Source organism: Mesorhizobium sp. M0954 (assembly GCF_040319155.1).
GTDB lineage: Bacteria > Pseudomonadota > Alphaproteobacteria > Rhizobiales > Rhizobiaceae > Mesorhizobium.
On sequence record NZ_JAMYNR010000026.1, the window covers coordinates 44,699 to 64,767 of the forward strand.

Consider the following 20,069-nt stretch of genomic DNA (forward strand, 5'->3'; position numbering starts at 1 on the left):
CGCATGACTGTCGCAATTCTGCGACACATCCCGCCCGCCCACTGTCCCCGGCGTATTGGCAATAGCGGTGGGAGATCGCAAGTGTCTTCCCGAAGCGTCGCATTCCGCGGCGTCAGCCTTGGGAGGAAGACACATGAACAAGGTAGAATTCTCACGCCCGGTCAAGGCGCCCTTCGATAAGCGCTACGGCAATTTCATCGGTAGCAAATGGGCCGAGCCGCGTTCGGGCCGTTATTTCGAAAACTTCTCGCCGGTGAATGGTCAGTTGCTCTGCGAGGTGGCTCGCTCGGATGCCCAGGACATCGAGGCGGCTTTAGACGCTGCCCATGCCGCCAAGGACGCCTGGGGGCGCACCAGCGTGGCCGAGCGCTCACTCATCCTCAATCGCATCGCCGACCGCATGGAGGAGAACCTCGATCTTCTCGCATGCGCTGAAACATGGGACAATGGCAAGCCGATCCGTGAAACAACCGCCGCCGACCTGCCCTTGGCCATCGACCATTTCCGCTATTTTGCCGGCGCCGTGCGCGGCCAGGAAGGGAGCCTTTCCCAGATCGACGACGACACCGTCGCCTATCATTTCCATGAGCCGCTCGGTGTGGTCGGCCAGATCATCCCCTGGAACTTTCCGCTGCTGATGGCATGCTGGAAGCTTGCTCCCGCGCTTGCCGTGGGAAACTGCGTCGTGCTGAAGCCTGCCGAGCAGACCCCGGCTGCCATCCTGCTGTGGGCCGACCTTATCGGCGATCTGCTGCCGCCGGGTGTGCTCAACATTGTCAACGGCTTCGGCCTCGAAGCCGGCAAGCCGCTCGCGTCGTCGCCGCGCATTGCCAAGATCGCCTTTACCGGCGAGACCACGACGGGCCGGCTGATCATGCAATATGCCAGCCAGAACCTTATCCCCGTAACACTGGAATTGGGCGGCAAATCGCCAAACATCTTCTTCAAGGATGTTGTCGCCGAGGATGACGATTTCTTCGACAAGGCGATCGAAGGCTTCGTCATGTTTGCGCTAAACCAGGGCGAGGTCTGTACCTGCCCGAGCCGCGCGCTCATCCATGAATCGATCTACGATACGTTCATGGAACGCGCCCTCAAGCGCGTCGAGGCGATCGTGCAGGGCGATCCGCTCGATCCGGCGACGATGATTGGCGCCCAGGCATCATCCGAGCAGTTGGAGAAGATCCTGTCCTATATCGACATCGGCCGCCAGGAAGGCGCGGAGGTGCTGACCGGTGGCGCCCGCAACGTCCTGCCCGGCGATCTCGCCGGCGGCTACTACATGAAGCCTACGGTGTTCAAGGGCCACAACAAGATGCGCATCTTCCAGGAGGAGATCTTCGGGCCGGTGGTTTCTGTCACGACCTTCAAGGACGATGACGAAGCGCTCAGCATTGCCAACGACACGCTTTACGGCCTCGGGGCCGGGGTCTGGACCCGCGATGGCAACCGTGCCTATCGTTTCGGCCGTGCGATCCAGGCCGGCCGCGTCTGGACCAACTGCTACCACGCCTATCCCGCGCATGCGGCCTTCGGCGGCTACAAGCAGTCTGGCATCGGCCGCGAGACACACAAGATGATGCTCGACCACTATCAGCAGACCAAGAACATGCTGGTCAGCTATAGCCCGAAGAAGCTCGGCTTCTTCTGATCACCTCTTTGTCTCACAGGCGCGGCCCGCGAGGGGCCGCGCCCATAATGACTGGAAACCGGATTAGACTATGCATCCAAAAGTCACGGCGACACCGGCAGCCCTTGAACTGTTCGCCGAGATCGTTGCCGAGCACGGTCCGGTGCTGTTTCATCAATCCGGCGGCTGCTGCGACGGCTCTTCGCCCATGTGCTACCCGCGTGCCGGCTTCATCGTCGGCGACCACGACGTGCTGCTCGGCCATATCGGCGACGCGCCGTTCTACATCGGAGCGTCGCAATTCGAGGCCTGGAAGCATACCGATCTCATCATCGACGTTGTGCCTGGTCGCGGCGGCATGTTCTCGCTCGACAACGGGCGCGAGAAGCGGTTCCTGACGCGGTCGACAATCTGTGCCGTATAGGTGAAACCTGCCGGTTTTGATTTCGAACAAGGAAGGCGCCGCCGCAATCTCTACCTTCCGAAGATGATCCTCAATCTGCTCATCGGCACCGTCGTCATAAGTTTGACGGTCTTGATCCATACCTTCGGTCTGATCGCCATCACGCACGCGATGGGACACCTGGTCGCCCGGTTTCGCATGCACGGACGCCGCAGCCGTATCGTCGCAATGATCAGCGTGGTGATGGGACTCTTTGCCGTCATGACCACGGAGGTCTGGCTCTGGGCGGGCCTGTACCGGTTGCTTGATATCTTCGCTGACTTCGAAACCGCGCTCTATTTTTCGACCATTACCTTTTCGACCGTCGGCTATGGCGACATCGTGCCCGCTCACGCGTGGCGTGTCCTGGCGGCGCTCGAAGGCGTCAACGGGTTTCTGCTCATCGGCTGGTCGACCGCCTACCTGATTGCGGCAGGCACCCGCATCGGCCCGTTCAAGGCCGGCGAGCATTTCTGAACGGGCGATCGTTCAGACCGCTACGGAATGCCTGGCTGTACCGGTTTCGAAATATTTGTCGAACTTCGCTGCGGTGCTTCTGACAAAGGGCCGGCTTTCCGCCGGCACGACGAAGCGGTCACCATCAAGTTCAAGCAGCCGCGCAGGACCATGAAGAGCCGTGGAACTCGCCTTGAGGAGAAGTCTTTGGCCGGCTTCGCCAAAGCGCTCCACCAGCTCAATCGCCGAGAAGGCGAAGTCACACATCAATCGCTCGATGATCCAGCCGCGAACGCGGTCGTCTTCGGAAAGCGCAATGCCTCGGACCGCTGCCAGCCCGCCATCAGCAACCATGCGTCCGTACTCGGCGGTCGAAGGCATGTTCTGTGCATAGCCCTGGCGAAACTGGCTGATGGATGACGGGCCAAGGCCGATCAAGGTCTCGCAGCGATCCTCGGTATAGCCCTGGAAGTTCCGGTGCAGTGTTCCGGCGCGGGCGGCAAGCGCGAGGGCATCGCCCGGTTTGGCGAAATGGTCGAGCCCGATTGCTTCGTATCCCTGGTCCACGATCGCCCGCGCCGCAAGTCGCGATTGAGCAAACCGCTCTGCCGGACCCGGCAGCCATGCCTCGTCGATCATCGTCTGATGTTTCTTAAACCACGGCACATGGGCGTAGCCAAAAAGCGCTATCCGATCCGGTTCCAGGGTTAGTGCCTGCGCGACGGTGGAGGAGACACTCTCCCTGGTCTGGTGTGGCAAGCCGTAGAGCAGGTCCAGATTGACCGATTCCACGCCGCGCGAACGAACGCCGTCGACTACCGCTTTGGTCTGGAAAAAGCTCTGCTCGCGGTTAATTGCCTTTTGCACCTTCGGGTCAAAATCCTGGACGCCGAGGCTCGCACGGCTCATGCCGATTTCGGCGAGTGCGTCGAGGCGGGCATCGTCCATATCATTGGGTTCGATTTCGACGCTGATCTTGGCGCCGGGAAGAAAGGTGAAGCTGTTGCGCAGGACGGTTCCCACCGCCACCAGATCCTCCGGTTTGAGCATCGTTGGCGAACCGCCGCCGAAATGGACGGCACGCACGCGGCCCTTGCCTGCGACAAGACTGGCGACGGTGGCGATCTCGGCATGCAGCGAGCGAAGATACGTGCTCACCGGTTCGTAGTGGCGTGTCTGCTTGGTATGGCAGGCACAGAACCAGCAAAGCTTGTCGCAGTACGGGATGTGCAGATAGAGCGATATCTCGTGGCCCTCATCGAGCGCCTGCAGCCAGCCCCGACAAACGGCAGCATCGACGCTTGCATTGAAATGCGGCGCTGTCGGGTAGCTCGTATAGCGCGGCACGTTCTCACCAAGCCTGGCAACTAATTCTGGCCGCACGCCTCTATCCGCTCCACTTTGCATGGCCCGACTTTGACCACATTACTGGCCGGCAGCCTTGATTTCGGTCAAAGTCCGCTGTGGACAAACTGCCGCAAGAATTTTCCTGCCGCCGATGCTATCTTGCCGGCAGTTTGGGTCCTCGGACGATCATGATGACAGTGCGTCAGGATATTCACAGCACCGGCATTCCAGTGCTTTGCCGATCATGCGAAGCGCGCCACCATGGCGTCTGCGGCGCGCTCGATCCCGATCAACTGGTGGGCCTCGCCAAGACCTCATCGAAGCATACCGTTGAACCGGGCGCAGAACTGATTGGTGACACCGAGACCGTCGACCGTTATTCGAACGTGCTTTCCGGCGTGGTGAAGCTCACAAAGAGCCTGTCGGACGGACGCCAGCAGATTGTCGGCCTCCAGTTTGCCCCCGATTTTCTAGGCAGGCCCTTCAAGGTGGAGAGCGCGATCAACGCCGAAGCCGCAACGACCGTTTCCCTGTGTTCGTTTCCAAAAGCCGCCATCGAACGCATGATGAAGGAATCACCACAGCTCGAGCATCGTCTCTTCAAGCAGACGCTCAATGAACTAGACGAAGCACGAGATTGGATGGTGACGCTGGGGCGCAAGAGTGCTGCGGAAAAGGTGGCGAGCTTTCTCCTGATGATCGCCAGGAATATCGATCCTACGCTTGACCCGGCGGCCCAGTCGACAAGCTTTGACCTGCCGCTGACGCGCGCCGACATCGCCGATTTTCTCGGCTTGACGATCGAGACGGTCAGCCGCCAACTGACCAGGCTGAGAACAGACAGCGTAATCCGGATCGACAACAACCGGCACATGACTGTGGAGAACATGAGCCGGCTGCAGCGACGCTCCGGCGCCTAACCGGCATCGACGACCCCGATCATCGGCAAGACGTGCTCGCGTTCGAAGGCGATATGCCGGCGCAAGCTTTCGAATAAGCCGCGCAGCATGAAGCCGACAGCCTCGGCATTCTCGACTGTCTCGCCATGGCCGATCGCCAGCAGGATTTCAGTCACCTCGCTGGCAAAGCATTCGTCCTCGATGTGTTCTGCGCGCAATCGACGAGTTGAAGCAAGTTTGGCATCGCTGCCAGTCAAAGCAGCCTCGTAGGCCGGAAAAATAACCGTCTCCTCGTATTGATGAATGTTGCGCAGCAGCGGAACGATCGCGTTGGCCACGCCAATACAGTTCAGGCGATCTGCGGCCGGCAACGTATCGGCGATCTTTTCCAAGGCGTCACAGAGCCGCAGCTTTTCCCCATGGGCACGTTTCATCACAGCGCCAGGGAGAAACTCTCGATCGAACCGTCCGACCGGCATGGAAATCTCGCGGCGGGCTTCAAACAGCGACGATTTCCGCTCGTTCTCCCCGTCCAATGAAAGCCTCCTGATCGTTTGCGAGTTCGAAGCTGCCCAATCCAAAAGCAAATGGCTTTGACATGGATCAAGGCAGCGACGACGCGACTGCTGAATTGGTGTCAAGCGGATCGGTGTCCGCGCATCCCAATCCGAGGTCGGGGACAGGTCATGAAGTTCGGCACGCAAATCTTCGCCTTGGGCCTGTTCACATTTGCGGCCCTTGTGGCAGCCGGGTTCGGTGTGGACGAGCCCTTCCGGCAGCATATGTGGGTGCTGTTTTTTGTGCTGCTCGGCTTTGTCGCCATCCTCATCCGCAACACGAATTTCGAAGTGGCTGCTTCGATCGACCCGTCCGCCTACATGGATGGGCCAATCCGCTATGGCGCCATCGCCACCATGTTCTGGGGTGTCGTCGGTATGCTGGTCGGCGTCGTCATTGCGCTGCAGCTTGCCTACCCCGATCTCAACATTCAGCCCTGGTTTAACTTCGGCCGTTTACGGCCATTGCATACGTCCGGCGTCGTCTTCGCCTTCGGCGGCAATGCGCTGCTCTGCACGTCCCTGTATGTCGTCCAGCGCACCTGCCGCGCTCGGCTGTTCGGCGGCGATCTCGGTTGGTTCGTGTTTTGGGGCTACCAGCTCTTCATCGTCATGGCCGCGACCGGCTACCTGCTCGGCATCACCGAGAGCCGCGAATACGCCGAACCCGAATGGTATGTGGACATCTGGCTGACCATCGTCTGGGTCGCCTATCTCATCCTGTTCCTCGGCACGATCCTGAAGCGCAAGGAGCCGCATATTTACGTCGCCAACTGGTTTTACCTGTCCTTTATCGTCACCATCGCGATGCTGCATGTGGTCAACAACCTGTCGATACCGGCATCATTCCTGGGTTCCAAGAGCTACTCCGCCTTTTCCGGCGTCCAGGACGCCCTGACGCAATGGTGGTACGGCCACAACGCCGTCGGCTTTTTCCTCACCGCCGGCTTCCTCGGCATGATGTATTACTTCGTGCCCAAGCAGGCGAACCGGCCGGTCTATTCCTACCGCCTGTCGATCGTCCATTTTTGGGCGATCATCTTTCTATACATCTGGGCCGGCCCCCATCACCTGCACTACACCGCCCTGCCCGACTGGGCGCAGACACTCGGCATGGTGTTCTCGATCATGCTGTGGATGCCGTCATGGGGCGGCATGATCAACGGCCTGATGACGCTGTCGGGCGCCTGGGACAAGCTGCGCACCGATCCGATCATCCGCATGATGGTGATGGCCATCGCCTTCTACGGCATGTCGACCTTTGAAGGTCCGATGATGTCGATCAAGGCGGTCAATTCGCTATCGCACTATACCGACTGGACCATCGGGCACGTCCATTCGGGCGCACTCGGCTGGGTCGGCATGATCTCGTTCGGCGCGATCTACTACATGGTGCCGAGGCTCTGGAATCGTCAACGTCTCTATTCGCTGCGGCTCGTCACCTGGCACTTCTGGCTGGCGACGCTCGGCATCGTAGTCTACGCCGCGGTGATGTGGGTGTCCGGCATCATGCAGGGCCTGATGTGGCGCGAATACGACGAGCAGGGCTTCCTGGTCTACTCCTTCGCCGAAACCGTGGCCGCCATGCACCCCTACTATGTCATGCGCGCCATCGGCGGGGCCATGTATCTCTCCGGCGCCCTGATCATGGCCTGGAACATCGCCATGACCATTCTCGGATACCAGCGCGAGGAGGAGCCGATGCCCGGCTCTGTTCCCGCCCTTCAGCCTGCCGAATAGGGAGCCAGAAAAATGAGCTTGATGGACAAACACGCGCTCATTGAGAAGAACGCCACGCTTCTTCTCATCGGCTCTCTTCTTGTGGTGACTGTCGGCGGCATCGTCGAGATCGCACCGCTCTTCTATCTCGACAACACGATCGAGAAGGTCGAGGGCATGCGCCCTTACTCGCCGCTCGAACTTGTCGGGCGCAACATCTATGTGCGCGAGGGTTGCTACCTCTGCCATAGCCAGATGATCAGACCGTTCCGCGACGAGGTCGAGCGCTATGGTCACTACAGTCTGGCGGCCGAGTCGATGTACGATCATCCTTTCCAATGGGGATCGAAGCGCACCGGACCGGACCTCGCCAGGGTTGGCGACCGCTATTCCAATCAATGGCATGTCGAGCACCTTACGGATCCGCGTTCGGTGGTGCCTGAATCAATCATGCCGAGCTATGCGTTCCTGAAAGACACGCCGATCGAGGTGAAGGATTTCTCGACGCATCTGGTCGCCAACAGCCGTGTCGGTGTCCCCTACGGCGACGACATGATCGCACACGCCAGCGCCGACTTGATGGCGCAGGCTGATCCCAACGCCGACACATCCGGCCTCGAGGCCCGCTACCCCAAAGCCAAGATCGGCGACTTCGACGGCAACCCGCAACGGGTCACCGAGATGGATGCCCTCGTCGCCTATCTGCAGATGCTCGGCACACTGGTCGACTTCAAGAACTACGACGAAGCCGCCGGCTATCGCTGAGGAGTTTTATTTATGGATTACAATCTGATGCGAGAGTTTGCCGACAGCTGGGGCCTGGTCGCCATGGCGCTTTTCTTTGTCGGCGCAATTGCCTTCGCCCTGCGCCCCGGCAGCCGCAAGCTGGCCGACGAAGCTGCCCGGATTCCCCTTAAGGACGAGTGATCATGAGCGACGAGCACATCGATGAAATCTCTGGCGTTTCGACCACCGGCCACGAATGGGATGGCATTCAGGAGCTGAACAACCCGCTTCCGCGCTGGTGGGTCGTAACCTTCTACGCCACCATTATCTGGGCAATCGGATACACCATCGCCTATCCGGCATGGCCTTTGCTGCATTCGGCAACAACGGGCGTGCTCGGCTATTCGAGCCGCAACGAAGTCAAGAACGAGCTATCGGCGGCTGAAGCGGCGAAGGGCAAATATGTCGCGGCGATAGAATCGAAGAGTGTTTCGGAGATCGCGGCGGACGATGGTTTGCGCGAATTCGCGATCGCCGCTGGCGGCGCCGCGTTCAAGGTCAATTGCGTGCAATGTCATGGCTCCGGCGCCCAGGGCTCTAAGGGCTTCCCCAACCTCAATGACGATGACTGGCTGTGGGGCGGCAAGGCGGATCAGATCCAGCAGACGGTCACGCATGGTATCCGCTTCGCATCCGATCCGGATACGCGACTTTCGGAAATGCCAGCCTTTGGCGACATTATCACTGCCGACCAGATCAAACAGGTCAGCGCCTATATTGCCGGCCTGTCCCAAGCCGTCAGCGACGAATCTTTGGTGGCGCCCGGTGCCAAGGTTTTTGCGGAAAACTGCGTTGCTTGTCACGGCGACAACGCAAAGGGCAACAAGGAGCTCGGCGCTCCTGATCTGACCGATGCCATCTGGCTCTACGGATCGGGCGAAACGGCCATTGCCGCCCAGGTCACAGCGCCGAAACAAGGCGTGATGCCGGCCTGGGGCGCGCGCCTGGGCGAAACCAGGGTCAAGGAATTGGCGGTCTACGTGCATTCGCTAGGCGGTGGAGAATAGGAACGGGGGCCTATTCTCCGGCCCTCACCGCCGAAGCGACGAGGTCCGGCTCTGCCGGGCCTCGATTTGTTTTCCATGGGCCAGGCGATTGACCTGCATCAACGCGGCGCAATCCAGTCGGCAGCAAAATCCGCTCGACGCTGTATTTCGCTGACCTGCCTGCATCCAGTCAGGACATTTGCCCGGCGAAATCAAAGCTGCGCGACGGGAGAAACCAGTGCTGGACAATACGCAGGTAGAACGGCTCGAAGCCGAGGCGGTCAACTCCGCCAAAGTGCGACAGCCGATGTATGCCGCGCGCAAGAAGATCTTCCCGAAGCGGGCCTCGGGCAGCTTTCGCCGGTTCAAATGGCTGGTGATGGCGATCACGCTCGGCATCTACTATCTGACGCCGTGGCTGCGGTGGGATCGTGGCCCGTTTGCCCCTGACCAGGCAGTGCTGCTCGATCTCGCCAACCGGCGTTTCTACTTCTTCTTCATCGAGATCTGGCCGCAGGAATTCTACTATGTGGCCGGCCTTCTGGTCATGGCCGGCGTCGGTCTTTTCCTCGTTACGTCGACTGTCGGTCGTGCCTGGTGCGGCTATACGTGTCCGCAGACCGTGTGGGTCGATCTGTTCCTGGTCGTCGAGCGAGCTATCGAGGGCGACCGCAACGCACGCATGAAGCTCGATGCCGGGCCTTGGACCGCCCGCAAGCTCGCGCTGAGAATATCGAAACACGCCATCTGGCTGATCATAGGTGCAGCGACCGGCGGCGCCTGGATCTTCTGTTTCGCCGATGCGCCGACCTTGCTCGTCGAACTCTTCACCGGCACGGCAGCGCCTGTCGCCTACATCACCGTCGCTGTGCTCACAGCGACGACCTATACATTCGGCGGGCTGATGCGCGAGCAGGTCTGCACCTATATGTGCCCATGGCCGCGCATCCAGGCGGCCATGCTCGACGAAAGTTCGCTCACCGTCACGTACAATGACTGGCGCGGCGAACTGCGCACGCGTCACACCAAGAAGGTCCAGGCCGCTGGACAGTCAGTCGGCGATTGCGTCGACTGTAACGCCTGCGTGGCTGTCTGCCCGATGGGGATCGACATTCGCGATGGCCAGCAGCTCGAATGCATCACCTGCGCGCTCTGCATCGACGCCTGCGACGGGGTCATGGACAAGCTCGGCAAGGAGCGCGGCTTGATCTCCTACGCGACACTCTCCGACTACAATGCCAACATGATGCTGGCGACCGCGGGCGGCGCCTGTTCGGTCGATCCGTCATTGGTCAGGACGGATGACGGCCTGTTTTCGGACAGGGTGGCGCATTTCCATGTCCGCAAGATCTTTCGGCCACGCACCTATGTCTACATGGCCATGTGGTCGCTGATCGGCCTGGGTCTGCTCTTTTCGCTGCTGACGCGTGACCGGCTCGAAATCAATGTTTTGCACGACCGCAATCCACAATTCGTAACGCTGTCCGACGGCTCGATCCGCAACGGCTATGCCGTCAAGCTGCTGAACATGATCCCCGAACCAAGAACGATCGTCGTCAGCATTGCGGGTTTGCCAGGCGCAGAGATGAGCATCGTTGGTGTCGACCTCCCCGCCGATCGCTCTTTTGCGATCCAGGTCGAACCCGACCGGCTGAAGATGTTGAAGGTTTTCGTGCGCCTGCCTGCTGATCAGGTCCATGGCGAAGCGCAGACCTTCACATTCCGGGTCGAGGACAAAGCGAGTTTCGAGTCGAACGAATACACCGCCACATTCAACGCGCCGGAGATCGCCAGATGAACGCCACCACGCGAAAGTCCCGCGAATTCACCGGCAGGCACATGTTGGCCATCATCCTTGCTTTTTTCGGCGTGGTCATCGCGGTCAATCTGACCATGGCGACGCTTGCCAAGACGAGTTGGACCGGCCTTGTCGTCGAAAACACCTATGTGGCGAGCCAGCAATTCAACAGGAAGGCCGAGGAAGGGCGCGCGCAGGCAGCCCTCGGCTGGACCGGCAAGCTGACCATCTCATGGGGCGAAGTCCGCTATGGCCTCACCGACGCCGCCGGCAAGTCGGTTCCCTTGCATGGCGTGAAGGTGCTGTTTCGCCATCCCGCTTACGAGAAAGAAGATGAGTCCATCACGCTCGCCGCCGCCTCGGGCCAGGAGTTTGCCGTGCAGCACATGCCAAGGGACGGTGTGTGGATCGTCGAAATCGACGCCGATGCCGGCCTGGCAAGGCCTTTCCGCGACGTGCGCAGGATCATGATCTCCGATGGAGCGCTGAAATGAGCTGCTGTGCACCAGGTGCTGAAATGGCGCTGGATCTGGGCAACGCTACATCCGTCCGGCCTTCCAGCGAAGAGATCAAGCTGGCGAGCCTGTCGCTTGGCGATGGCCTTAGCCAGACCGATCTTTCAGTTCCGACGGTTCATTGCGCAGCCTGCATCCAGACAATCGAGACGGCGTTGGCAAAACTCGATCACGTCGAGGCCGCTCGCGTCAACCTGTCAACGAAGCGGGTCTCGGTCCGGTGGCGCGGGGACGAGGCCCCACCATTCGTCGCCATGCTGGGGCGGCTGGGTTACCAGGCGCATTTGTTCGAACCAGAGATTGGTGAAAAGGACAAAACGCTCTCGGAGCTTATCCGCGCCGTCGCTGTTGCCGGATTTGCGGCGGGCAACATCATGCTGCTGTCGGTTTCGGTCTGGTCCGGTGCCGAGGGCGCGACCCGCGACCTGTTCCACTGGGTCTCGGCACTGATCGCCATCCCCGCACTCGCCTTCGCCGGCGGCATCTTCTTCAAGTCGGCCTGGAATGTCTTGCGTCACGGCCGCATGAACATGGACGTGCCGATCGCGGTCGGCGTGTCGCTGGCCTATGCGATGAGCCTTTATGAGACGATCACCCATGGCGACCACGCCTATTTCGACGCGTCGGTGTCTCTGCTGTTCTTCCTGTTGATCGGCCGCACGCTGGATCACATGATGCGCGAACGCGCCCGCACCGCGGTGAAAGGCCTGTCACAACTGGCCGCGCGTGGCGCCATGGTGCTGCGCGACGATGGCGCACGCGACTATCTGCCGGTTGGCGAGATCGAACCGGGCATGCTGTTGCTGATCGCGGCCGGCGAAAGGATCCCCGTCGACGGCAAGATCACGCGTGGGACATCGGACGTCGACTGCTCGCTGGTTTCGGGCGAGAGCACGCCCAGAAGCGTGGCGCCAAATGACGCCATCCAGGCCGGCGTGCTCAACCTTACCGGCCCGCTGACCATCGAGGCGACAGCTGCCGCGAAGGATTCGTTCCTGGCGGAAATGGTTCGGCTGATGGAAGCCGCCGAGGGCGGTCGCGCACATTACCGCCGCATGGCCGATCGCGTTTCAGCACTCTATGCTCCAGTTGTTCATCTCACCGCCTTCGTGACATTCCTTGGCTGGATGGCGGCAACCGGCGACTGGCATCGGGCGATAACCATCGCCATTGCCGTTTTGATCATCACATGCCCGTGCGCGCTCGGGCTCGCCGTGCCGATCGTCCAGGTGGTCGCCGCGCGGCGGCTGTTCGAGAACGGCATCATGGTCAAGGATGGTTCGGCCATGGAGCGCCTGGCAACGATTGATGCAGCGGTGTTCGACAAGACCGGCACGCTCACGCTCGGCCAGCCCCGTCTCGTCAATGCGGCCTCGATCGATCCGGCCATGCTGACGATTGCGGCCGACATGGCCGCGCATTCGCGTCATCCCTTTTCAAAGGCCATAGCCGGTCTTGCCGCTGCCGGCGGGCAGCACAAATTCGATGCCGTCACCGAGCATCCGGGGTTCGGGATCGAGGCAACTGACGTCGGAAGTATCTGGCGGCTGGGCAGACGCGGATGGGCTGGATGGAAGGCCCGCACCGGCGGCGAAGGCAAACATGGCTATGGCGGGACGGTCCTGACGAAAGACGGGATCGTTGTCGCGACCTTCAATTTCGAGGATGCGTTGCGTGCCGACGCCATGGCGGCGATCGAGCGATTGAACGATGCCGGGATGTCGGTTCAGATGCTGTCGGGCGATAGCGCGAGCGCCTGCGGCGAAATCTCGAAAATGCTGGGTATCGGCGATTTCGTTCCGTGCCTGCTGCCGTCCGGCAAGGTCGAATGCATCGAAACCCTGGCGAAAGAGGGACACCGGGTTCTGATGGTTGGCGACGGCTTGAACGACACGCCTGCGCTGAGCGCGGCGCATGTTTCGTTCGCGCCGGCCACGGCCGCCGACATTGGCCGCAATGCGGCGGATTTCGTATTCCTGCGCGAAAGCCTTCTGGCAATCCCCCTCGCGCTGGACGTCTCGCGCAAGGCGGGAAGCTTGATTCGCCAGAACATCACGATCGCCATCGTCTACAATGCCGTCGCCGTGCCGATCGCGATCCTGGGGCACGTCACCCCTCTTATCGCCGCGATCGCGATGTCCGCGTCTTCCCTGCTTGTCATCGGGAATGCGCTGCGTCTGCGAGGTTCTATGCCAGATTCGCCGGCGAAAGATGTCCGGCACGACAGGCTGTCCGACAGCAGCAAACTGGCGCAATGCTCATGACCACCCTTGCCTACCTCATCCCTGTCGCCCTGTTCCTTGGTGCGCTTGGCCTGGGGGGCTTCCTGTGGGCGTTGAGGAGTGGCCAGTACGAAGATCTTGACGGAGCTGCCGAGCGGATCCTTATCGATCGAGAAGACAGACTGGAGCGCTGATCCAGGGCCGAGGGCTGACAAACAGCGCCGGTGCAGCCAACCGCTCCCACACCCTTCCCCCTGCGACTATGCTGCGCACGATTGCTGTTTCCGGGGTTGTTGCTGCCTAACACTGAACGCCACCAATTTGCGCCAGCGCAAAGAAACGCTGCGTCAGGCCAGATACCTTCTGCTCATCCGCAACGGTTGAGAGATAGGAGACTGACATGATCACGCGACGCGACGCCCTTTTCGGAGCAGCGATTGGCGCTGCCGCCGTGGCGGCACTGCCGGCATTTTCGGCAACGGTGACAAAGACGGACATTCGAGGGCTCGCCCGCGAAAAGATCGAGCTCGTGGCACCGCCCTTTGTGCATCCGCACGATCAGATCGCCACGGGCGGACCGAAAATCGTCGAGTTCACCATGACCATCGAGGAAAAGCCCGTCGTCATCGATGCCGACGGCACGACGCTCAATGCGATGACCTATAACGGCTCGATTCCTGGCCCTCTGATGGTCGTGCATCAGGACGACTATGTCGAACTGACGCTCATCAATCCCGACACCAACTCACTCGCTCACAACATCGATTTCCACGCCGCAACCGGCGCGCTGGGCGGCGGCGCCCTGACGCTGATCAATCCCGGCGAACTGGTGACCTTGCGCTTCAAGGCAACCCGAACGGGTACGTTCGTCTATCACTGCGCACCTGGCGGCGCGATGATCCCATGGCATGTCGTCTCCGGCATGAGCGGCGCCATCATGATCCTGCCGCGCGATGGGCTCAGGAACGACAAGGGCGAACCGGTAAAGTACGACAAGATCTTCTACATCGGCGAGAACGACTTCTATATTCCGCGCGACGAGAAGGGCAACTTCAAGACCTACGAGTCGGCCGGCGACGGTTACGACGACATCGTCAAGGTCATGCGCGGGCTGATCCCGACGCATGTGGTGTTCAATGGCAAGGTCGGTTCGCTGACCGGCGCCAATGCGATGAAGGCGAAGGTCGGCGAGACCGTGTTGATCGTCCATTCGCAGGCCAACCGCGATACGCGACCGCATCTGATCGGTGGCCACGGCGACTATGTCTGGGAACAGGGCAAATTCGCCAATCCGCCGGCCAAGGATCTGGAAACCTGGTTCATCCGTGGCGGCTCCGCGGGGTCGGCGCTCTACACGTTCCTGCAGCCCGGCGTCTACGCCTATGTCAATCACAATCTGATCGAGGCCGTGGAGCTCGGTGCGACCGCTCACTTTATGGTCGAGGGCGAATGGAATGACGACCTGATGACGCAGGTCGAAGCGCCGACACCCCTCGCCACCAACTGACGGCACTCCAATTTGCCCGGACAGCGATGCTGTCCGGGCATGGACAAAGCGATGTCTCCATTGATCCTCAAGGTTCTTCCGGTCGCCCTGGTCGCCGCTGCCGTTCCGGCAGGGCTCTCGATACAGACGGTCTTCGGGGATCGACAACCTCACCCCATCGCTATGACGGTTACCTTGCTTTCCGGTTCGATCACCTATCTGACGCCAGGGGAGTTCCTGATGGAGGGACGCCCGCAAGCCAATCCCCGCCTCAAGCGGCAACTCAACAGACCTCTCGAAATCATGGCCTACCAGATCAGCGCGGCCGACTATGCAGACTGCGTCTCGGCAGGAGGCTGTCAGCCGGCACAGGAGACGCGCGCGATCCCAAGCAACGCTCCCGTAACTGGAGTGAGCTATCTCGATGCCAATGCCTACGCCCGGTGGTATTCGCAAGTGACCGGGGACCAATGGCGGCTGCCATCCGACGAAGAATGGGCGTTTGCCGCGGCGGAGCGGTTCGCAGGGGAGTTTGAGGGTGTCGAAAACGACGCCAACAACCCCGCCAGACGCTGGCTCACCAGCTACAAGGCCGAGGTGGACCTCAATCGCAAACCGGACCCGTTGCCCAAGAGCCGTGGCTCTTTTGGTTTCAATTCCCTGGGCCTCGCCGACTTTTCCGGCAATGTCTGGGAGTGGACTTCGACTTGCTATGTCCGCACCACATTGGCTGCGGATGGAAGCGGCGTTGCGAGTTCGGTCGACAATTGCGGCGTCCACGTCCTTGAAGGGCTTCACAGAGCCTACATGTCGAATTTCGTCAGCGACGGAAAAAGCGGCGGCTGTGCCGTTGGCACGCCTCCCGACAATCTGGGTTTCAGGCTGGTCCGGGACCATCGGGGGTGGGCGAAGCGTATCGTCGGCTACCTCGGTATTGCCTGACAAATCAGAAGCGGCTTATTCATTCGCGTTTCGACGGTCGCCTGTCTCCCCGCCGCCTCACCGCACCTTTGGCCTCATCAACGCAGTTCCATAGATCAGAATGAAGCCGGCAAATGCCGCCACCCATGCGGTGCCGGCCATGTCGATCACTATGTCATAGGGGACGAAGGCAGCCAGGATTCTCAATGATCCTGCGAGGAGGACGGTCACGAAGGTGAACGAGGCGCCTTTCCCAGCCTTGAGCTCTCGCCCGGTGTGCCCGAGCGTCGCGCGGGTCATCACGGCAAGCGTCATCGCGCCGACCGCACCAGTTCCGAGCGCGTGGAGCCCTGCAGCAGCCGGCACGATGGCAGGATAGAAGATCGACGCCGAAACGAAGGCAAGACCGATAGGCACAAAGGCATATGCAAGATGGAGGGTGAGCACGAGCGGATCCCGCAATGTGCGCTCGCCAGCCCAGCCCGACAGACGCCACGCCTGGCAGATCGCGGCGACGGCCATGAGCATTCCTGAGGCGCTGTTGTCGGGGGCGAACGTCCATGCTCCCAGCGCGATGGCTGAGATGGCTATCGATGCCATGTCAAAACGGTCGAACGGAGCAGGCAGCCTGCCAGGATTTTCGCGGACGAGCCAGTTGCGGGTGAAGCTCGGAATGATGCGCCCGCCGATCAACGAGATGAGCATGATCGCCGCGGCCATGCCGAGCCTGCGGCTGATGTTGGATGTGCCTTGAAGATGCGCCTCGATGTGGAACGTGCCGTTGGCGCCAGCCAGGACGGCAAGCGGCAGCAGTACTTTCAGATTGCGCCAGTTCCGTCCCGAGACGATTTCGCGTGCCGCCGCCGTGGCGACCGCAAGCAGAAAAGAACCGTCGATCACAGCGGCTGCTTCCCAACCGATTTCCGCCGAGAAGAAGACAGCGATACGGCCCGCTAGCCACAAGACAACCAGCGCCAGCAGCGGCAGGCCTTGCACAGGCAGCCGGCCGGTCCAATTCGGGATCGCGGTCAACAGGAACCCGGTAACGATCGCAGGCAGATAACCAAACAGCATCTCGTGGACATGCCAGTCGACGGGAACGAATGCACTGTGGGCATTGAATTCGCCCGCATAAATCGGCAGCCAAAGCAGAATCGAGAGTCCGGCATAAAGCGATCCGAGGAAGAAGAAGGGCCTGAACCCGTAGGAAAGAAACGCGGGCCCGGCGTATGCCCGAAGGCGTGGAATCCCCATGACTATATCCTCAAATGAAAAGGGCCGGATGAACCGCCGCCCTCGGTTCGTCCGGCCCGCGCCCGCCCCCTTTGTGGCAGGCAGGCATGCTGGTCAGTTGGCCGGGACCTGGGTAAACAGGTCGGCAAACACCGTCTTTGCCTTCCCCGCATGTTTGACCGTCTTGGCTGTGTCGAGGTTGACCGGCTTGCCGACAACGATCAGCGCGACCATGCCCATGCCGTAGTGAGGCGCGCATTTGACGCCGTACACACCTTCCTGGGTCAGTGTGACGGTGATCTCCTCGTTGGGCTTCCCCTTGAAAGGTTCGGCGCCATCCGGGATCATACCCTTGATCGACTCCGCATCGTGGCCCTTGTCGATCGGCACGAACTTGACCGTGTCGCCGGGTGCCGCCTTGACGAAGGCCGGCTGGAAAACCATGGCGCCTTTTTCGCCCTTGTTGAGCATTTGCACCACATGCTCTTCCGCGCTTGCGCCGCCGGCGAGCGCGAGGAGGGAGATTGCGGCAGCGAGGATGGAGAGTTTCATCGATTTGTCCTTTGTTTCGTCTTCGCGGCATTGCGCCGTTCCATGCCATTTAGCTTGATGCGGCCGGGGACAATTTGCGCTGGCGCAAACTCGGGATAAGAAAGGTCTCCCGCACGACTGATGCGGAACCGTAGGGCTGTGAGGGATCCGCTTGGCTGCGTTGGATCGATCGGTGATTTCTGGACTGCCCCTCTTCCAGGGGCTTACGCCCGACGAGCAGAGCGAGATCGTACAAAATGCGCGGTCGTCTCGTTATGCCAAGGACACGGCGATCTTCGAGCAGGAAGCCGAGGCCCATTCGTTTTTCGTGCTGATCGCCGGGCACATACGCGTTGTCCGCACCACGCCTGACGGGCAGCAGGTCATCGCCAGATACATCAGTGAAGGCGAAATTTTTGGCGTCGCCGCAGTACTAGGGCGAACGACCTACCCCGCCAGTGCGGTCGCCGCGGTGGACTGCGTGGTGCTGGCCTGGCCCAACGCTCTCTGGCCGGACCTGGCGCGACGGTTCCCCGTGTTTGGGGCAACCACCTACAGGACGGTTGGAACCAGGCTGCAGGAGACCCAGACGCGGGTGGTGGAGATGTCCACGGCACAGGTGGAGCAGCGGGTTGCCCATGCGCTGCTGCGACTGGCGAACCAGACCGGCCGAAAGACCGACAGCGGTATCGAAATCGACTTCCCGATTTCGAGGCAGGACATTGCCGAGATGACAGGAACGACGCTGCACACCGTAAGCCGTCTGCTCAGCAAGTGGGAAGACCACGGAATAATTGTCAGCGGGCGCCAGAAAGTCACCGTGAAGGATGCTCATCGCCTTGTGGTTCTCGCCGAGAACCGGGACAAGGGCTGACCTTCAGCTTTCGCGCCGAACAGCCGATTCCAGGTCCAAAATGAAGCAGGTCTGGTTGATCCGATGCTCGCGGCATGCTTCGGCCACGGTATGGAAACTGCCGATCGGGCAGCCCACGCAAAGCATCCTGTAGTTCACCACCACGGCCACCGTTGCCGGCCATTTTCTCATGATCTCGTCAACGACCATATCAGAGTTGATCGAACTGCGCTGCTTCACGATGAAGTCTCCGCGATATGCGAGGTCTCGTCATAAATCGCGCGCGGGCTGCCTTCGTTGCGCTTTCGCAACTTTGATGAGCGTCTGCCAGGAAAACTAGACGAACGTCATGACCACGATTGCACCGACGACGATCAGAACAAGCCCGCCGATCAGCATAGGGAGCAGTGTGTTGTTCAGGTCGACGCCGGACGAATTGCTTGGCCATCGGTGTGTCGTTTTTGTTTGAGTCAGTCATGCTTGTCTCCACGGACAGGCAGACGCGCATCGCGCGGCGTTGCGGCTGATTGTGGGTTTACCCACGCTAATTGGGATGCGCAGCGCGCGATCCATGAACAGCGCCGCAACCTCGGGTGGGCAAATGCCGTGCACGGTTGCGCGAAACAGCTTTAGCCAACGCCGGAAATGCGCCACTCCAAGGCCGGAGATCGCCAGGTGTGGCGGTAATGGACGGCCTTCATAACGGGACGACCGGAGCAGCGTAGCGGACCAGAAGTCGCACATCTTAGCCAGATGACGCGGCCACACCTCAGGCTGGATAGCGTCATGAAAGATGGGGCCGAGAAGGTCGTCGCGGCGAATCTTGTCATAGAAGCCGTGAACCACAAGACGGATCATGGCCTCGTCAAGCACGTATGGCAACGGAGTACCAACGATCGTTCTCTTGCTCCGAGCCTTCGCAGTCATGTGCACGTCCTTGCTTTTCGAGGGCCCAAAGACCTCAAGGTGATACCCGCCCTCAAACAGGCCCGCGACGCGCCGAGTGAAGTCGCGTCTACGATGGGATCGATGCATTTGGCTTCAAAGGAGGCCTTTGTCGGCATAGATCGGATCGCATCTGAAAGCCGGCGCCTCGCAGTGTCATTAGCGGCGCGCCTCTGCGGGGCATCGCTGCAGGTTCCTGTCATGGCAGCCTTGATAACAAGCGGGCAGCCCGTGGGGCCAGTCGGCTGTTTACATGAAAGTGGAGTTGCAGGCATTCGCGGCGGCCTTGGTGACGCGAACTGCGGTATGCCTGCGTAACGCTCTATCGGTGGCCGGCTGCGTGCTGCAGCCGTGCGATCAGGTCGCGGTTGCGGCAATAGTCTGGCGGATCATCAGCTTGCTGGTGTTCATCAAGCCAAGTCGAGCATTCATCCTGGTGCCCGCAGGAGCGACACCGGTCCACCGCCCGATTGGTTACGCCAACATGGTCCGGAACGACCTTCAATTGTTTGTCGACGCCGAGCTCCTGCATCATGCGGCCCATCAAGGCGGTCCTGGCGTCAACTGAAATCAGGTACTCGAGAAAACTCATGTCGTTTTACTCCCGTTTCCCGGCAGATCATCGCCATGTCGGCGACAGCTGCATTGATCTCGGTCAACAGGCCACTCCCTCTCGTGGCGACTGGGGCTGGCGTGAATGCCGCAAGGTGACAACTTTGAAGTTCCTATGTGACCGGCGGTTA

The 20,069-nt window shown here is 60.6% G+C and carries 22 protein-coding genes and 1 pseudogene; 16 read left to right on the forward strand and 7 right to left on the reverse strand.

Features of this window, described 5'->3' with window-relative positions; genetic code table 11:
- The first annotated feature begins 133 nt into the window (after positions 1 to 133).
- From adh to NKH93_RS26730, 3 genes are all read left to right on the forward strand, one after another.
- Positions 134 to 1,651 carry an aldehyde dehydrogenase gene (gene adh, locus NKH93_RS26720; protein WP_352973569.1) on the forward strand — a complete coding sequence of 506 codons (1,518 nt, stop codon included), beginning with the start codon at positions 134 to 136 and terminating at the stop codon, positions 1,649 to 1,651.
- 70 nt (positions 1,652 to 1,721) lie between these two features.
- Entirely contained in the window at positions 1,722 to 2,054 is a 333-nt protein-coding gene (locus tag NKH93_RS26725) for a DUF779 domain-containing protein (protein WP_352973570.1), read from the forward strand.
- Complete coding sequence (locus NKH93_RS26730; RefSeq protein ID WP_352750287.1) at positions 2,055 to 2,549, forward strand: potassium channel family protein; 495 nt, start codon at positions 2,055 to 2,057, stop codon at positions 2,547 to 2,549.
- 12 nt (positions 2,550 to 2,561) lie between these two features.
- On the opposite strand, the gene hemN is transcribed toward NKH93_RS26730, so the two are convergent.
- Positions 2,562 to 3,911, reverse strand: coding sequence for an oxygen-independent coproporphyrinogen III oxidase (hemN, locus tag NKH93_RS26735; RefSeq protein WP_352973571.1), 1,350 nt, complete (start codon positions 3,909 to 3,911; stop codon positions 2,562 to 2,564).
- A gap of 155 nt (positions 3,912 to 4,066) precedes the next feature.
- Between hemN and NKH93_RS26740 the strand changes: the two genes are divergently transcribed.
- The gene (locus tag NKH93_RS26740) at positions 4,067 to 4,795 is read left to right on the forward strand and encodes a Crp/Fnr family transcriptional regulator (RefSeq protein WP_352973588.1); all 729 of its coding nucleotides are present in this window, start codon (positions 4,067 to 4,069) and stop codon (positions 4,793 to 4,795) included.
- On the opposite strand, the gene NKH93_RS26745 is transcribed toward NKH93_RS26740, so the two are convergent.
- A complete protein-coding gene (locus NKH93_RS26745; RefSeq protein ID WP_352973589.1) occupies positions 4,792 to 5,208 on the reverse strand; it encodes a hemerythrin domain-containing protein in 417 nt (138 codons plus the stop codon). The two genes, NKH93_RS26740 and NKH93_RS26745, sit on opposite strands and share 4 nt — an antisense overlap.
- 252 nt (positions 5,209 to 5,460) lie before the next feature.
- Here NKH93_RS26745 and ccoN point away from each other — a divergent pair, with 252 nt between their 5' ends.
- The 10 genes from ccoN to NKH93_RS26795 all read left to right on the forward strand — a co-directional run bounded on the left by ccoN (position 5,461) and on the right by NKH93_RS26795 (position 15,785).
- Positions 5,461 to 7,071, forward strand: a complete 1,611-nt coding sequence (ccoN, locus tag NKH93_RS26750) for a cytochrome-c oxidase, cbb3-type subunit I (protein WP_352973572.1) — start codon at positions 5,461 to 5,463, stop codon at positions 7,069 to 7,071.
- A gap of 12 nt (positions 7,072 to 7,083) precedes the next feature.
- The gene (ccoO, locus tag NKH93_RS26755) at positions 7,084 to 7,815 is read left to right on the forward strand and encodes a cytochrome-c oxidase, cbb3-type subunit II (RefSeq protein WP_352453037.1); all 732 of its coding nucleotides are present in this window, start codon (positions 7,084 to 7,086) and stop codon (positions 7,813 to 7,815) included.
- A 12-nt stretch (positions 7,816 to 7,827) separates the two neighbouring features.
- On the forward strand, positions 7,828 to 7,977 hold the full coding sequence (locus tag NKH93_RS26760) for a cbb3-type cytochrome c oxidase subunit 3 (protein ID WP_352453038.1): 150 nt from the start codon (positions 7,828 to 7,830) through the stop codon (positions 7,975 to 7,977).
- 2 nt (positions 7,978 to 7,979) lie between these two features.
- Complete coding sequence (gene ccoP, locus NKH93_RS26765; RefSeq protein ID WP_352453039.1) at positions 7,980 to 8,843, forward strand: cytochrome-c oxidase, cbb3-type subunit III; 864 nt, start codon at positions 7,980 to 7,982, stop codon at positions 8,841 to 8,843.
- A 217-nt stretch (positions 8,844 to 9,060) separates the two neighbouring features.
- The gene (gene ccoG, locus NKH93_RS26770; protein ID WP_352973573.1) at positions 9,061 to 10,620 is read left to right on the forward strand and encodes a cytochrome c oxidase accessory protein CcoG; all 1,560 of its coding nucleotides are present in this window, start codon (positions 9,061 to 9,063) and stop codon (positions 10,618 to 10,620) included.
- Positions 10,617 to 11,114 (forward strand): FixH family protein, encoded by a 498-nt coding sequence (locus NKH93_RS26775; RefSeq protein ID WP_352973574.1) that lies wholly within the window; start codon positions 10,617 to 10,619, stop codon positions 11,112 to 11,114. Before ccoG ends, NKH93_RS26775 begins: the two co-directional genes overlap by 4 nt.
- The gene (locus tag NKH93_RS26780; RefSeq protein ID WP_352973575.1) at positions 11,111 to 13,399 is read left to right on the forward strand and encodes a cation-translocating P-type ATPase; all 2,289 of its coding nucleotides are present in this window, start codon (positions 11,111 to 11,113) and stop codon (positions 13,397 to 13,399) included. The genes NKH93_RS26775 and NKH93_RS26780 overlap by 4 nt, the downstream gene beginning before the upstream one ends.
- Positions 13,396 to 13,551: a cbb3-type cytochrome oxidase assembly protein CcoS gene (gene ccoS, locus NKH93_RS26785; protein ID WP_352455561.1), complete on the forward strand. Its 156-nt coding sequence runs from the start codon at positions 13,396 to 13,398 to the stop codon at positions 13,549 to 13,551. The genes NKH93_RS26780 and ccoS overlap by 4 nt, the downstream gene beginning before the upstream one ends.
- Before the next feature lie 206 nt (positions 13,552 to 13,757).
- Positions 13,758 to 14,864, forward strand: a complete 1,107-nt coding sequence (gene nirK, locus NKH93_RS26790; RefSeq protein WP_352973576.1) for a copper-containing nitrite reductase — start codon at positions 13,758 to 13,760, stop codon at positions 14,862 to 14,864.
- Positions 14,865 to 14,903: 39 nt separating this feature from the next.
- Positions 14,904 to 15,785, forward strand: coding sequence for an SUMF1/EgtB/PvdO family nonheme iron enzyme (locus NKH93_RS26795; RefSeq protein WP_502896500.1), 882 nt, complete (start codon positions 14,904 to 14,906; stop codon positions 15,783 to 15,785).
- Positions 15,786 to 15,842: 57 nt separating this feature from the next.
- On the opposite strand, the gene NKH93_RS26800 is transcribed toward NKH93_RS26795, so the two are convergent.
- The gene (locus tag NKH93_RS26800; protein WP_352973577.1) at positions 15,843 to 17,018 is read right to left on the reverse strand and encodes an NnrS family protein; all 1,176 of its coding nucleotides are present in this window, start codon (positions 17,016 to 17,018) and stop codon (positions 15,843 to 15,845) included.
- Between the two features lie 93 nt (positions 17,019 to 17,111).
- The gene (locus NKH93_RS26805) at positions 17,112 to 17,549 is read right to left on the reverse strand and encodes a pseudoazurin (protein WP_352453046.1); all 438 of its coding nucleotides are present in this window, start codon (positions 17,547 to 17,549) and stop codon (positions 17,112 to 17,114) included.
- 151 nt (positions 17,550 to 17,700) lie between these two features.
- Between NKH93_RS26805 and NKH93_RS26810 the strand changes: the two genes are divergently transcribed.
- On the forward strand, positions 17,701 to 18,402 hold the full coding sequence (locus tag NKH93_RS26810) for a Crp/Fnr family transcriptional regulator (RefSeq protein WP_352973578.1): 702 nt from the start codon (positions 17,701 to 17,703) through the stop codon (positions 18,400 to 18,402).
- Positions 18,403 to 18,405: 3 nt separating this feature from the next.
- Here the strand turns inward: NKH93_RS26810 and NKH93_RS26815 are convergent, their stop codons facing one another.
- On the reverse strand, positions 18,406 to 18,621 hold the full coding sequence (locus tag NKH93_RS26815) for a DUF1858 domain-containing protein (RefSeq protein ID WP_352453048.1): 216 nt from the start codon (positions 18,619 to 18,621) through the stop codon (positions 18,406 to 18,408).
- Positions 18,622 to 18,855: 234 nt separating this feature from the next.
- On the reverse strand, positions 18,856 to 19,308 hold the full coding sequence (locus NKH93_RS26820; RefSeq protein WP_352746904.1) for a group III truncated hemoglobin: 453 nt from the start codon (positions 19,306 to 19,308) through the stop codon (positions 18,856 to 18,858).
- A 158-nt stretch (positions 19,309 to 19,466) separates the two neighbouring features.
- Between NKH93_RS26820 and NKH93_RS26825 the strand changes: the two are divergent.
- Positions 19,467 to 19,609 (forward strand): annotated as a pseudogene (locus NKH93_RS26825) (c-type cytochrome); the annotation flags it as partial.
- Positions 19,610 to 19,648: 39 nt separating this feature from the next.
- Here the strand turns inward: NKH93_RS26825 and NKH93_RS26830 are convergent.
- A complete protein-coding gene (locus NKH93_RS26830; RefSeq protein ID WP_352973579.1) occupies positions 19,649 to 19,918 on the reverse strand; it encodes a DUF6455 family protein in 270 nt (89 codons plus the stop codon).
- Positions 19,919 to 20,069: the final 151 nt, after the last annotated feature.

Excerpts from the sequence above, each read along its gene's own strand:
- NKH93_RS26805 (WP_352453046.1), bottom strand. The coding sequence starts at position 17,549 with ATGAAACTCTCCATCCTCGCTGCCGCAATCTCCCTCCTCGCGCTCGCC.
- NKH93_RS26760 (WP_352453038.1), top strand. The coding sequence starts at position 7,828 with ATGGATTACAATCTGATGCGAGAGTTTGCCGACAGCTGGGGCCTGGTC.
- NKH93_RS26780 (WP_352973575.1), top strand. The coding sequence starts at position 11,111 with ATGAGCTGCTGTGCACCAGGTGCTGAAATGGCGCTGGATCTGGGCAAC.
- ccoS (WP_352455561.1), top strand. The coding sequence starts at position 13,396 with ATGACCACCCTTGCCTACCTCATCCCTGTCGCCCTGTTCCTTGGTGCG.
- ccoO (WP_352453037.1), top strand. The coding sequence starts at position 7,084 with ATGAGCTTGATGGACAAACACGCGCTCATTGAGAAGAACGCCACGCTT.
- NKH93_RS26740 (WP_352973588.1), top strand. The coding sequence starts at position 4,067 with ATGACAGTGCGTCAGGATATTCACAGCACCGGCATTCCAGTGCTTTGC.
- NKH93_RS26800 (WP_352973577.1), bottom strand. The coding sequence starts at position 17,018 with ATGGGGATTCCACGCCTTCGGGCATACGCCGGGCCCGCGTTTCTTTCC.
- nirK (WP_352973576.1), top strand. The coding sequence starts at position 13,758 with ATGATCACGCGACGCGACGCCCTTTTCGGAGCAGCGATTGGCGCTGCC.
- NKH93_RS26775 (WP_352973574.1), top strand. The coding sequence starts at position 10,617 with ATGAACGCCACCACGCGAAAGTCCCGCGAATTCACCGGCAGGCACATG.
- adh (WP_352973569.1), top strand. The coding sequence starts at position 134 with ATGAACAAGGTAGAATTCTCACGCCCGGTCAAGGCGCCCTTCGATAAG.
- NKH93_RS26725 (WP_352973570.1), top strand. The coding sequence starts at position 1,722 with ATGCATCCAAAAGTCACGGCGACACCGGCAGCCCTTGAACTGTTCGCC.
- NKH93_RS26745 (WP_352973589.1), bottom strand. The coding sequence starts at position 5,208 with ATGAAACGTGCCCATGGGGAAAAGCTGCGGCTCTGTGACGCCTTGGAA.
- NKH93_RS26830 (WP_352973579.1), bottom strand. The coding sequence starts at position 19,918 with ATGAGTTTTCTCGAGTACCTGATTTCAGTTGACGCCAGGACCGCCTTG.
- ccoP (WP_352453039.1), top strand. The coding sequence starts at position 7,980 with ATGAGCGACGAGCACATCGATGAAATCTCTGGCGTTTCGACCACCGGC.
- NKH93_RS26795 (WP_502896500.1), top strand. The coding sequence starts at position 14,904 with ATGGACAAAGCGATGTCTCCATTGATCCTCAAGGTTCTTCCGGTCGCC.
- ccoN (WP_352973572.1), top strand. The coding sequence starts at position 5,461 with ATGAAGTTCGGCACGCAAATCTTCGCCTTGGGCCTGTTCACATTTGCG.
- NKH93_RS26820 (WP_352746904.1), bottom strand. The coding sequence starts at position 19,308 with ATGACTGCGAAGGCTCGGAGCAAGAGAACGATCGTTGGTACTCCGTTG.